We start from the raw sequence: 12,177 nt of genomic DNA on the forward strand, positions 1-12,177 counted from the left end.
GAAGCAGGCGCAACTCAGGTAGAATGCGCCCCCGGTTTTTGGAGAAGATCATGACCCTGCTCAAATTAAGCGATGTGTCCCTTGCGTTCGGCGCCATGCCGTTGCTGGACAAGGTGTCCTGGCAGATCGCCCGTGGTGAGCGGGTCTGCATCATCGGCCGCAACGGCACGGGCAAGTCGAGCATGCTGCGCCTGGTCAAGGGCGACCAGAAGCCCGACGAAGGCGATGTGTGGCGTGCCCCGGGCCTGAAGATCGGCGAGCTGCCGCAGGAACTGCCGGTGGCCGACGGGCGCACCGTGTTCGATGTGGTTGCCGAAGGCCTGGACGGTGTCGGTGCATTGCTCGCCGAGTATCACCACCTGAGCCAGAACATTCACACCGACGCCGACCTGGAAAAGCTCATGCACGTGCAGAGCGACCTTGAGGCGCGCGATGGCTGGCGCTTGCAGCAACTGGTCGACAGCACCCTGAGCCGCCTGCAGCTGCCGGCCGACAAGACCCTGGCCGAGTTGTCCGGTGGTTGGCGTCGGCGTGTGCTGCTGGCCCAGGCGCTGGTGTCCGAGCCCGACCTGCTGCTGCTCGACGAACCGACCAACCACCTGGACATCGGCGCCATCGCCTGGCTTGAAGATGCCCTGAGCGGTTTTGGCGGCGCCGTGCTGTTCATTACCCACGACCGTTCCTTCCTGCAGAACCTGGCCACGCGCATCCTTGAACTGGACCGTGGCGGGTTGATCGACTGGAACGGCGACTACGCCAGCTTCCTGGTGCACAAGGAAGCCGCGCTGGCTGCCGAAGAGACTGCCAACGCGCTGTTCGACAAGAAACTGGCCCAGGAAGAGGTGTGGATCCGCCAGGGCATCAAGGCCCGGCGTACCCGCAACGAAGGCCGCGTGCGCGCCCTGAAGGCACTGCGTGTGGAGCGCAGCGAGCGTCGCGAGCGCCAGGGCAAGGCCAACATCCTGCTCGACGTGGCGGAAAAGTCCGGCAAGCAGGTGATGGTGCTGGAAAACGTCAGCTTCGCACACCCCGATGGCCCTTACCTGGTCAAGGATTTCTCGATGGTCCTGCAGCGCGAGGACCGTATCGGCCTGCTGGGCGCCAACGGTACCGGCAAGACCACGCTGCTCAAGCTGATGCTGGGCGACCTGGAGCCAAGCTCGGGCAAGGTGGAGTCGGGCACGCGTCTCGAAGTGGCCTACTTCGACCAGTTGCGCCATCAGCTTGACCTGGAAAAGACCGTGATCGAGAACATGGCCGAAGGCCGTGACTTCATCGAGATCGATGGGCAGAACCGTCACGTACTGAGCTACCTGGGCGACTTCCTGTTCAGCCCCCAGCGTGCACGCACGCCGGTCAAGGCGTTGTCCGGTGGCGAGCGTGCGCGCCTGCTGCTGGCCAAGCTGTTCAGCAAGCCGGCCAACCTGCTGGTGCTCGACGAGCCGACCAACGACCTGGACGTGGAAACCCTGGAGCTGCTCGAAGAGGTGCTGGCGGGTTTCAAGGGCACCGTGCTGATGGTCAGTCACGACCGGGCGTTCCTCGACAACGTGGTCACCAGCACCCTGGTGTTCGAAGGCGAGGGCAAGGTGCGTGAGTACGTGGGCGGCTATCAGGATTGGATTCGACAGGGCGGTTCGCCCAAGCTGCTCGGCGTGACCGAAAGCAAGTCGGGCAAGTCCGAGCTCAACAGTGCGGTGGTCGAGGCCGTTGCACCCGAGCCTGCGGCAGCGCCGGTGGTCAATGAAGGCAAGAAGAAGCTCAGCTACAAGCTGCAGCGCGAGCTGGAGGCGCTGCCGGGGCAGATCGATGCCTTGGAGCAGAAGATGGCTGCGGTGCAGGCGGAGATTTCCGATGCAGGCTTCTATCAGCGGCCAATCGACCAGACCACCGCCGTGCTGGCCAGCCTCGAGAAGCTGCAGGGCGAGCTGGACACACTGGTGGAGCGTTGGGCCGAGCTCGACAGCTGATATGAAGAAGGCCCGCTGTGTCCAACAGCGGGCCTTCTGGTATCAGTCGGCCTTCTTCTGCAGGCGTACCGCCAGCACATCGCACGGTGCGCCGTGCAGCACGTCATTGGCGGTGGAGCCCAGCAGCAGCGCCAGGCCGTGGCGGCCATGGCTGCCGACCACGATCAGGTCGCACTTTTGGTCCTTGGCCAACTGGTGAATCTCCTGGCGAGGCTGGCCGTAGGTCAGGTGGGAATCGCCGCGGTTGATCTCCGGATACTTGTTGAACAGGCGGTCCATGCGCTCCTTGGCCTGGTCGAACTGTTGCTGCTGCAGTTGCGACAGGTCCATCGGCACGTCGCCGCCGAAGGCCATGGCCATGGGCTCGACGATATGTACCAGGGAAACCTTGGTGCCGTTGGGCGTGGCCAGCTCGCGAGCGCGCTTGATCACAGGGTCGCATTCTTCGGTCAGGTCGACGGCGACCAGAATGTGTTCGTAGGGCATGAGGGCTCTCCTGACAATCGCGATAGTTAAAGTATGGTCGGTTTCAGGCTGATCGCATCGATGTCGGCTAACCAGCTCATTTGCAAAGTCTTTATAGGAATAACAGATATGACGTTCTGGGTAGTAGTGTCAATCCTTGCGCTGATGCTCAGCCCCATGGTCTGGCTGTTGCCCTCGCGTCGCACCAGCGGGCGCATGGCCCTGCGCCTGGAGGCGCGGCGCATGGGGCTGGCCATGCAGCTCACCCCGCAGACCTGGCCGCACTGGCTGCCCGAAGAGCCGCCGCATACCTGCGCGCAGTATCATTGCGCGCGCCGTCGCGGGCATGCCGACAGCTGGAGCTACTGGCAGGTGACACCAGGGGTGTGGCTCAACCAGTGGCGCGAGCCCTGCGAAGATGCGCGCGTGCTCGAGCACCTGTCGCGCCTGCCGGCGAGTGTCTACAAGGTCGAGGCCAACCCGCAGATGATCGCGTTGTGCTGGGGAGAGAAGGGGGATGCCGCAGCGTTGCAGGACATTGCCCGGTTGCTCAAGGCGCTGGCGTGACCCGTGAGTCGTGTGATTGACCGCCAGGGCCAGCCCCATGGCGGGGCCGGCAACTGAATAAAAAAGGCCAGGCAGGCCGGAAACTTCTTCGATGCCCTCAGTGTAGCTGCGCTTTATCCCTTCGCCGCCTCTCTCGTGCGTATCCATGGCCGATCACCTGCATGAATGATGGCCAATCACCTACAGGCTGAACCCGCACCCCTTCGCTCAAAATGACCGTAAAGTCGCGTTTTGCTCGTGCTTTTGGGTATTTGACAACGGCAGGCTTTTCGGTGAATGTGTCCGTACCCAAATCAAACGGGCGTATGAATTGAGCGTTTGTATGTCACATGACGCTCGCAGAATCCCGACTATCGCGCTGACGGGTGTGCCTGGTGCCGAATTTCGTGCCAGCGTTCGGCGTGTACAGTTCAGCTTCCATATCGTGGAGATCAGTTGATGATTTACGAAGGTAAAGCCATCACGGTTAAGGCTCTTGAAAGCGGCATCGTCGAACTGAAGTTCGACCTCAAGGGTGAGTCCGTCAACAAGTTCAACCGTCTTACCCTGAATGAATTGCGTCAGGCCGTAGACACCATCAAGGCAGATGCGTCGATCAAAGGTGTGATCGTCAGCAGCGGCAAGGACGTGTTCATTGTCGGCGCCGACATCACCGAATTCGTCGACAACTTCAAGCTGCCGGATGCGGAGCTGGTTGCAGGCAACCTCGAAGCCAACAGAATCTTCAGCGATTTCGAAGATCTCGATGTACCGACTGTTGCCGCCATCAACGGCATCGCGCTGGGTGGCGGCCTGGAAATGTGCCTGGCGGCCGACTTCCGCGTCATGTCGACCAAGGCCAAGATCGGCCTGCCTGAAGTCAAGCTGGGCATCTACCCGGGCTTCGGCGGTACCGTACGCCTGCCGCGCCTGATCGGCGCCGACAATGCCATCGAATGGATTGCCGCCGGCAAGGAGAACCGCCCTGAAGACGCACTGAAAGTCGGTGCCGTCGATGCAGTGGTGGTCCCGGAGAAACTTCAGGAAGCTGCCCTGGAACTGATCAAGCGCGCCATCAGCGGCGAGCTCGACCACAAGGCCAAGCGCCAGCCGAAGCTGGAAAAGCTCAAGCTCAACGCCATCGAGCAGATGATGGCCTTCGAGACCGCCAAGGGTTTCGTGGCAGGTCAGGCAGGCCCGAACTATCCGGCGCCGGTCGAAGCCATCAAGACCATTCAGAAAGCCGCCAACTTCGGGCGTGACAAAGCGCTGGAAGTCGAAGCCGCCGGCTTCGTCAAGCTGGCCAAGACCTCGGCAGCCCAGAGCCTGATCGGCCTGTTCCTGAACGATCAGGAACTGAAGAAAAAGGCCAAGGCCTACGACGAGATCGCCCAGGACGTGAAGCAGGCCGCCGTACTCGGTGCCGGCATCATGGGTGGCGGCATCGCCTATCAGTCGGCCTCCAAAGGCACGCCGATCCTGATGAAGGACATCAACGAGCACGGTATCGAGCAGGGCCTGGCCGAAGCCGCCAAGCTGCTGGTCAGCCGCGTCGACAAGGGCCGCATGACCGCCGCGAAAATGGCTGAAGTGCTCAACGGCATCCGTCCGACCCTGTCCTACGGCGACTTCGGTCATGTGGACCTGGTGGTGGAAGCCGTGGTCGAAAACCCCAAGGTCAAGCAGGCCGTGCTGGCCGAGGTCGAAGACCAGGTCAAGGCGGACACCATCCTGGCTTCCAACACCTCGACCATTTCCATCAGCCTGCTGGCCAAGGCCCTCAAGCGTCCGGAAAATTTCGTCGGCATGCACTTCTTCAACCCGGTGCACATGATGCCGCTGGTGGAAGTGATCCGTGGCGAGAAGTCCAGCGAACTGGCGGTGGCCACTACCGTTGCCTACGCCAAGAAGATGGGCAAGAACCCGATCGTGGTCAACGACTGCCCGGGCTTTCTGGTCAACCGCGTGCTGTTCCCGTACTTCGGCGGTTTCGCCAAGCTGGTGAGCGCCGGTGTGGACTTCGTGCGCATCGACAAGATCATGGAAAAATTCGGCTGGCCGATGGGCCCGGCGTACCTGATGGACGTGGTCGGCATCGACACCGGCCACCACGGCCGCGACGTGATGGCCGAGGGCTTCCCGGACCGCATGAAGGATGACCGTCGCTCGGCCATCGACGTGCTCTACGAAGCCAAGCGCCTGGGCCAGAAGAACGGCAAGGGTTTCTATGCCTACGAGGCCGACAAGCGCGGCAAGCAGAAGAAGGTTGCCGACCCGTCGGTGCTCGAAGTGCTCAAGCCGATCGTCTACGAGCAGCGTGAAGTCAGCGACGAGGACATCATCAACTGGATGATGATCCCGCTGTGCCTGGAGACCGTGCGCTGCCTGGAAGACGGCATCGTCGAGACGGCGGCCGAGGCCGACATGGGCCTGGTCTACGGCATCGGTTTCCCTCCGTTCCGTGGCGGTGCACTGCGCTACATCGATTCGATCGGTGTGGCTGCGTTCGTTGCCCTGGCTGACCAGTACGCCGACCTGGGCGCGCTGTACCACCCCACCGAGAAGCTGCGCGAGATGGCCAAGAACGGCCAGAGCTTCTTCGGTTAAGCGCCCAACGACTAGAGCGAGAATATTGTATGAGCTTGAATCCAAGAGACGTCGTGATCGTCGACTTCGGTCGTACGCCGATGGGCCGCTCCAAGGGCGGCATGCACCGCAACACCCGCGCCGAAGACATGTCGGCGCACCTGATCAGCAAGCTGCTGGAGCGCAACGTCAAGGTCGACCCGAGTGAAGTCGAGGACGTGATCTGGGGCTGCGTGAACCAGACCCTGGAGCAGGGCTGGAACATCGCGCGCATGGCTTCGCTGATGACCCAGATCCCGCACACTGCGGCCGGCCAGACTGTCAGCCGCCTGTGCGGTTCGTCGATGAGCGCGCTGCACACGGCCGCCCAGGCGATCATGACCGGCAACGGCGATGTATTCGTGGTCGGCGGTGTCGAGCACATGGGCCACGTGAGCATGATGCACGGCGTGGACCCCAACCCGCACATGTCGCTGTATGCGGCCAAGGCCTCGGGCATGATGGGCCTGACCGCCGAGATGCTGGGCAAGATGCATGGCATCAGCCGTGAGCAGCAGGACGCCTTCGGTCTGCGTTCGCACCAGCTCGCCCACAAGGCGACGGTCGAAGGCAAGTTCAAGGACGAAATCATCCCGATGCAGGGCTATGACGAGAACGGCTTCCTCAAGGTCTTCGACTACGACGAAACCATTCGCCCGGACACCACCCTGGAAAGCCTGGCGGCGTTGAAGCCGGCGTTCAACCCCAAGGGCGGCACCGTGACAGCGGGTACCTCCTCGCAGATCACCGACGGCGCCTCGTGCATGATCGTGATGTCGGCCCAGCGTGCCCAGGACCTGGGCATCCAGCCGCTGGCGGTGATCCGCTCGATGGCGGTGGCCGGCGTGGACCCTGCGATCATGGGCTACGGCCCGGTGCCGGCAACCCAGAAAGCCCTCAAGCGTGCGGGCCTGAGCATTGCCGATATCGACTTCTTCGAGCTCAACGAAGCCTTCGCTGCACAGGCCCTGCCGGTGCTCAAGGATCTGAAAGTGCTCGACAAGATGGATGAGAAGGTTAACCTGCACGGCGGCGCAATCGCCCTGGGTCACCCTTTCGGTTGCTCCGGTGCGCGGATTTCCGGCACTCTGCTCAATGTCATGAAGCAGAATGGCGGTACCCTGGGTGTTTCGACCATGTGCGTCGGCCTTGGTCAGGGGATCACCACCGTCTTCGAACGCATCTAAGCGTTTCGTTGTCGGAAGCCGGGGCCTTGTGCCCCGGTTTTTTGCTTTTTGCAGATTTTTTTTCAAGAGGGTTGGCAGCATGCAGATACAACCAGGCGTATACCGGCATTACAAAGGGCCTGAGTATCGTGTATTCGGTGCCGCGCGCCATTCCGAGACCGAGGAGTGGGTGGTGTTCTACCAGGCCCTGTACGGCGATTTCGGCCTGTGGGTACGCCCGCTTTCGATGTTCACCGAGTCGGTCGAGGTTGACGGCGAGCACGTGCCGCGCTTTGCTTTGGTCGAGGCCGAACCCGAGCGGTTTTCGCGTGCCGATGCGCAAGTGGGCTAACCTTCGGCGCTTGACCTCACTCTGTTGCCACTATATATAGCGGTGCCACGTCAGGTACCTGCCGTGTTTTTATTTTCGTTATTCAGGAATTTTCCGATCCATGGGCAAATCGCTGGTCATTGTGGAATCCCCGGCTAAGGCCAAGACCATCAACAAGTACCTGGGCAACCAGTACGTGGTGAAGTCGAGTATCGGCCATATCCGAGACCTGCCCACCAGCGGTTCCGCCAGCAAGGAGCCTGCTGCCAAGCGCGGCAAGGCTGCTGCCGGCGAGGCACCCGCGCTGTCGCCGAAAGAAAAGGCGCGCAAGCAACTGGTGGCGCGCATGGGCGTCGACCCGGACCACGGCTGGAAGGCCAAGTACGAGATCCTTCCGGGCAAGGAAAAGGTCATCGAGGAGTTGCGCCGCCTGGCCAAGGATGCCGACACCATCTATCTCGCAACCGACTTGGATCGCGAGGGGGAAGCCATTGCCTGGCACCTGCGCGAAGCCATCGGTGGGGATGACAGCCGCTACAAGCGCGTGGTGTTCAACGAAATCACCAAGAAGGCCATCCAGGAGGCCTTCTCCCAGCCGGGCGAGCTGGACATCGACCGTGTCAATGCACAGCAGGCGCGTCGCTTCCTCGACCGCGTGGTGGGCTACATGGTCTCGCCACTGCTGTGGCAGAAGATTGCCCGTGGCCTGTCGGCCGGCCGGGTGCAGTCGGTGGCCGTGAAGCTGGTGGTGGAGCGTGAGCGCGAGATTCGCGCATTCATCCCCGAAGAGTACTGGGAAGTGCACGCCGACCTGGGTACTGCCAAGGAAGCCAAGGTGCGCTTCGAGGTGGCTCGCCAGAACGGCGAGGCCTTCAAGCCGCTCAACGAAGCCCAGGCCATGGCCGCGCTGGAGAAGCTCAAGGCTTCCAGCTACACCATTGCCAAGCGTGAAGACCGCCCGACCAGCAGCAAGCCCTCGGCGCCGTTCATCACCTCGACCCTGCAGCAGGCGGCGAGCAATCGCCTCGGCTTCGGCGTGAAGAAGACCATGATGATGGCCCAGCGTCTGTACGAAGCCGGCTACATCACCTACATGCGTACCGACTCGACCAACCTGTCGGTCGATGCGGTGGAAATGGCGCGCAGCTACATCGAAAGCGAGTTCGGCAAGAAGTACCTGCCAGAAGCGCCGATCGTCTACGGCAGCAAGGAAGGCGCACAGGAAGCGCACGAAGCGATCCGACCTTCGGACGTGGCCACGCACCCGACCAAGCTCAGCGGCATGGAGCGTGATGCCGAGCGCCTGTACGAGCTGATCTGGCGCCAGTTCCTGGCCTGCCAGATGCCGCCGGCGCAGTACCTGTCGACCACCGTCAGCGTCACGGCGGGCGAGTTCGAGTTGCGTGCCAAGGGCCGTATCCTCAAGTTCGACGGTTACACCCGTGTGTTGCCGCAGCAGAGCAAGCCGGGCGATGACGATGTACTGCCGGAAATGAACCAGGGCGAAGTGCTCAAGCTCATCAAGCTCGACCCGAGCCAGCACTTCACCAAGCCGCCGGCACGTTTCTCGGAAGCGAGCCTGGTCAAGGAAATGGAAAAACGCGGTATCGGTCGCCCATCCACCTACGCGGCGATCATCTCCACCATCCAGGACCGTGGCTATGTGACCCTGCACAACCGCCGCTTCTACTCCGAGAAGATGGGCGACATCGTGACCGAGCGTCTGTCCGAGAGCTTTTCCAACCTGATGGACTACGGCTTCACCGCCGGCATGGAAGAGAACCTCGACGATGTGGCCCAGGGCGAGCGCGACTGGAAAAACGTGCTGGACGAGTTCTACGGCGACTTCAGCAAGAAGCTGCAACTGGCTGAAGATGCCGAAAAGGGCATGCGTGCCAACCAGCCGACCCCGACCAACATTGCCTGCAAGGAATGCGGCAGGCACATGATGATCCGCACAGCCTCCACGGGCGTGTTCCTCGGTTGCTCGGGCTACAGCCTGCCGCCCAAAGAGCGTTGCAAGGCCACCGTGAACCTGGTGCCAGGTGACGAGATTGCCGCCGACGACGAGGGCGAGTCCGAGTCGCGCGTGCTGTTGGGCAAGCACCGCTGCCCGATCTGCGCCACGGCGATGGACGCCTATCTGCTCGACGAGAAACACAAGCTGCACATCTGCGGCAACAACCCCGATTGCACGGGCTACGAGATCGAGGAAGGCAGCTACCGCATCAAGGGCTACGAGGGCCCGAGCCTTGAGTGTGACAAGTGCGGCAGCGAGATGCAGCTCAAGACCGGTCGTTTCGGCAAGTTCTTCGGCTGTACCAACCCGGAGTGCAAGAACACCCGCAAGCTGCTCAAGAGCGGCGAGGCGGCGCCGCCGAAGATGGACGCGGTGAAGATGCCCGAGCTCAAGTGCGAGAAGGTCAACGACACCTATGTGTTGCGTGACGGGGCTTCGGGCCTGTTCCTGGCCGCCAGCCAGTTCCCGAAGAACCGCGAGACCCGCGCCCCCCTGGTGATGGAGATCGTGCCGCACAAGGACGAGATCGATCCGAAGTATCACTTCCTCTGTGAGGCGCCGAAGAAGGACCCGGACGGTCGCCCTACGGTGATCCGCTACAGCCGCAAGACCAAGGAGCAGTATGTGCAGACCGAGGTCGACGGCAAGCCGACCGGCTGGCGAGCGTTCTATGACGGCAAGGCGTGGAAGGTGGAAGACAAGCGCTAAGCGATAGAATCGGCTACAAGAGGCTGCATCTGGTGATCCTGGACGCAGCCTTTTTTTTAGTCAGGTCAGCGAACGGTTGTGAGGTTTGATCGGGACGTTTCTCCGCCAGGGCTGTACACCATCGAGCAGAGGCAAGCAGATGAGTCAGGAAATGTTGGAAGCAGGGCCGCAGTCGGCCAGAATCCTGTCGGTGTTCGATTTCGATGGCACGCTGACCCGCCGTGACAGCTTTGTACCTTTTTTGAGGTTCGCTTTCGGCAACGGCTTTTTTGCTCGCCGCATGCTGCGGATGATCTGGCCAAGCCTGCGCTATATGGGGCGGCGGATCAGCCGCGATGAACTCAAGGCCCAGTTGATCCAGACGTTTCTTGCGGGTGTGAAAGAGCAATGGGTCGCGCAGAGGGCGGTGGCGTTCAAGTCGCAGGCGTGGACCCGGCTCATGCGCCCGCAGGGCGTGATTTCGGTGAAACAGGAACTGGCCTCTGGTGCCGAGGTGACGATCTGTTCGGCATCGCCGGCGCTGGTGCTCAAGCCCTTTGCCGAACAGTTGGGCATCAAGCTGATCGGTACCGAGCTGGAAGTGATCGATGGCGTGCTGACCGGCAGGATCAGTGGCGACAATTGCCGCTGCGAAGCCAAGGTTCTGCGCCTGGAGGCGGTTTACGGGGTGCTGACGCAGTACCGCATGCGCGCCTGGGGCGACACGCGGGGCGACCATGAGCTGCTGGCCGCGGCTCAGGACGCACACTGGCGGCACTTTCATCCCGCGTGGCAGCGTGGCCGCCTGCGCGTCGAAAAGATCTACGGCCCGGTCACCCCGGCCACGTCGAAAGAGTCGGCTGCAACCACGGTTGGCGGTTTGCCGCGCAACGATGACCGCAAGGGCGGTTGAGCCTCACGCCTGCGGTGATTCAGCTTGCGTGCCTGCGATCCATCACAGAAACTGAGCCCCCGCCTCACACTCCCTCGGAGCGCGCCTCGATGGCCCAGGAACTCTATACCCGTACCAACCAGAAGATCTATTTCGCCGGTCTGGCCCTGGAGGCACTGGGCAAGGCGCAGGACAGTCGCGCCATGAACGCCCAGGCGCAGACCCAGGCCGAGCGGGAGTCTGCGCTGTTTCACCTGTATGGTGCGCTGTTGGGGCTGTGTCATGAGATCGGTGGCTATTATCGCTTGCCCCAGGCAACCGCGCTGCGTGCCGAGCAACTGCTGAGCCGTGAAGTACTGGCGACCATTGCCATTCCCGAGCTGGCTGAACTGGTCGAACTCGCCGAGCAGCCTGAAACCTGGCTGGCGCAACTGCTCAGGGCTTATGCCGATTTGTTCCGACCACCTGTCGCGACCAAGGCGCCCAAAGGTGATGTGACCCAACCGTTGATTCAGGCCGTGAGCCTGGATGAACCCGAGGCGCCAGCGCTGTCGCGCGAAGAACTGGAGAGCTGGCGGCAGAATCTCAAACGCCTCGTGGTGCGTTTTCGCGAAGGTCTGAGTGAGTGCTGATCCTGCCAGTGGCTGGTACAATGCCGGCCTTTCCTGGAGAACAGTCTTTTATGCCCACGTCCTTTCTAGAAATTGTAGAGTTGCCTGACGGTCGCATCGAGTTGCGCCGCGCCGAGGACGAGGGGTCGTTGGTAACCCTGGATTTTTCGGAAGATGCCAAGGCGTTCCTGCAGGGCCAACACGTCGAGGTGGCCAAGGCCATGCTCAGCGTTGGTGTGCAGATGGCCGGCAAGTTGGTTGAAGGCGAGATCGAACAGGAACATGCAGGCCCACGGGTTCTGCACTGACCGTCAGTATCCGGCTTCCTCGTCCTGAGGAAGCCTGCTGCATACCCTTCGAGCGTTCAGCGAGTATCAGCCCAGGCGGATATTCAGGCTTTGTGCGTCACCCGCACGGGCAGCATTGGTCAGTTGCAGGCGGGCGCCGTTGCTGACCGGATTGAACCAGGTGACCACCGTATGGCTGCGCCCCAGGCGCAGGGCATCACAGGCCAGTTGCAGCGCACTCTGGTTGCCGCGAGGCTGCAGCAGCAGTATGCGTTCGCGGTTGAGCCCTGCGTCCCTCAGCCAGGCCTGGGTAAGGCTGCCGGGCGGGGCGATCAGGGTAAGCCAGCGGGCGTCATGCTCTTCACTCAGTTCGCTCAGGTCGCGTAGCACCGGTGCCAGCAGGCTTTGGCAGTGCTCCAGCGCGCCACGCAAGGACAGCTCGCTGAATGCCTGCGGCTTGTTGCTTTGCCGGGCGGGCTGCCTGGTTTTGACCCGCGGCAGTACCGGCTGGGCCAGGAATGCTTCGAACAAGGGCAACTGTGCTTGCTGTGGTGCGTGGGGGAACTGCATGACGCCT

11 protein-coding genes are annotated in these 12,177 nt (G+C 62.0%); 9 read left to right on the forward strand and 2 right to left on the reverse strand.

The window, feature by feature from the left end; genetic code table 11:
• The first annotated feature begins 50 nt into the window (after positions 1–50).
• A complete protein-coding gene (locus NP552_RS09675) occupies positions 51–1,970 on the forward strand; it encodes an ATP-binding cassette domain-containing protein (protein WP_043864573.1) in 1,920 nt (639 codons plus the stop codon).
• Between the two features lie 42 nt (positions 1,971–2,012).
• On the opposite strand, the gene NP552_RS09680 is transcribed toward NP552_RS09675, so the two are convergent.
• Entirely contained in the window at positions 2,013–2,456 is a 444-nt protein-coding gene (locus NP552_RS09680) for a universal stress protein (protein WP_043864572.1), read from the reverse strand.
• Between the two features lie 108 nt (positions 2,457–2,564).
• On the opposite strand from NP552_RS09680, the gene NP552_RS09685 reads away from it, so the two are divergent.
• The 8 genes from NP552_RS09685 (at position 2,565) to NP552_RS09720 (ending at position 11,621) form a co-directional block, all read left to right on the forward strand.
• The gene (locus NP552_RS09685) at positions 2,565–3,002 is read left to right on the forward strand and encodes a hypothetical protein (RefSeq protein WP_043864571.1); all 438 of its coding nucleotides are present in this window, start codon (positions 2,565–2,567) and stop codon (positions 3,000–3,002) included.
• Between the two features lie 438 nt (positions 3,003–3,440).
• The gene (gene fadB, locus NP552_RS09690) at positions 3,441–5,588 is read left to right on the forward strand and encodes a fatty acid oxidation complex subunit alpha FadB (protein ID WP_043864570.1); all 2,148 of its coding nucleotides are present in this window, start codon (positions 3,441–3,443) and stop codon (positions 5,586–5,588) included.
• Between the two features lie 29 nt (positions 5,589–5,617).
• A complete protein-coding gene (fadA, locus tag NP552_RS09695) occupies positions 5,618–6,793 on the forward strand; it encodes an acetyl-CoA C-acyltransferase FadA (RefSeq protein ID WP_043864569.1) in 1,176 nt (391 codons plus the stop codon).
• A gap of 79 nt (positions 6,794–6,872) precedes the next feature.
• Positions 6,873–7,124: a DUF1653 domain-containing protein gene (locus NP552_RS09700; protein ID WP_043864568.1), complete on the forward strand. Its 252-nt coding sequence runs from the start codon at positions 6,873–6,875 to the stop codon at positions 7,122–7,124.
• Positions 7,125–7,224: 100 nt separating this feature from the next.
• Positions 7,225–9,831: a type I DNA topoisomerase gene (topA, locus tag NP552_RS09705; protein ID WP_274096679.1), complete on the forward strand. Its 2,607-nt coding sequence runs from the start codon at positions 7,225–7,227 to the stop codon at positions 9,829–9,831.
• A gap of 139 nt (positions 9,832–9,970) precedes the next feature.
• A complete protein-coding gene (locus NP552_RS09710) occupies positions 9,971–10,723 on the forward strand; it encodes an HAD-IB family hydrolase (RefSeq protein WP_274096680.1) in 753 nt (250 codons plus the stop codon).
• A gap of 89 nt (positions 10,724–10,812) precedes the next feature.
• Positions 10,813–11,334: a DUF6586 family protein gene (locus tag NP552_RS09715; protein WP_196932505.1), complete on the forward strand. Its 522-nt coding sequence runs from the start codon at positions 10,813–10,815 to the stop codon at positions 11,332–11,334.
• Between the two features lie 50 nt (positions 11,335–11,384).
• Entirely contained in the window at positions 11,385–11,621 is a 237-nt protein-coding gene (locus NP552_RS09720; protein WP_043864565.1) for a hypothetical protein, read from the forward strand.
• A 66-nt stretch (positions 11,622–11,687) separates the two neighbouring features.
• On the opposite strand, the gene sulA is transcribed toward NP552_RS09720, so the two are convergent.
• The gene (gene sulA, locus NP552_RS09725; RefSeq protein WP_043864564.1) at positions 11,688–12,170 is read right to left on the reverse strand and encodes an SOS-induced cell division inhibitor SulA; all 483 of its coding nucleotides are present in this window, start codon (positions 12,168–12,170) and stop codon (positions 11,688–11,690) included.
• Positions 12,171–12,177: the final 7 nt, after the last annotated feature.

This window comes from Pseudomonas sp. 8209, from assembly GCF_028682105.1.
GTDB lineage: Bacteria > Pseudomonadota > Gammaproteobacteria > Pseudomonadales > Pseudomonadaceae > Aquipseudomonas > Aquipseudomonas palmensis.

Coding starts and splice junctions, on each gene's coding strand:
- NP552_RS09675 (WP_043864573.1), top strand. CDS start 51: ATGACCCTGCTCAAATTAAGCGATGTGTCCCTTGCGTTCGGCGCCATG.
- NP552_RS09680 (WP_043864572.1), bottom strand. CDS start 2,456: ATGCCCTACGAACACATTCTGGTCGCCGTCGACCTGACCGAAGAATGC.
- NP552_RS09685 (WP_043864571.1), top strand. CDS start 2,565: ATGACGTTCTGGGTAGTAGTGTCAATCCTTGCGCTGATGCTCAGCCCC.
- fadB (WP_043864570.1), top strand. CDS start 3,441: ATGATTTACGAAGGTAAAGCCATCACGGTTAAGGCTCTTGAAAGCGGC.
- fadA (WP_043864569.1), top strand. CDS start 5,618: ATGAGCTTGAATCCAAGAGACGTCGTGATCGTCGACTTCGGTCGTACG.
- NP552_RS09700 (WP_043864568.1), top strand. CDS start 6,873: ATGCAGATACAACCAGGCGTATACCGGCATTACAAAGGGCCTGAGTAT.
- topA (WP_274096679.1), top strand. CDS start 7,225: ATGGGCAAATCGCTGGTCATTGTGGAATCCCCGGCTAAGGCCAAGACC.
- NP552_RS09710 (WP_274096680.1), top strand. CDS start 9,971: ATGAGTCAGGAAATGTTGGAAGCAGGGCCGCAGTCGGCCAGAATCCTG.
- NP552_RS09715 (WP_196932505.1), top strand. CDS start 10,813: ATGGCCCAGGAACTCTATACCCGTACCAACCAGAAGATCTATTTCGCC.
- NP552_RS09720 (WP_043864565.1), top strand. CDS start 11,385: ATGCCCACGTCCTTTCTAGAAATTGTAGAGTTGCCTGACGGTCGCATC.
- sulA (WP_043864564.1), bottom strand. CDS start 12,170: ATGCAGTTCCCCCACGCACCACAGCAAGCACAGTTGCCCTTGTTCGAA.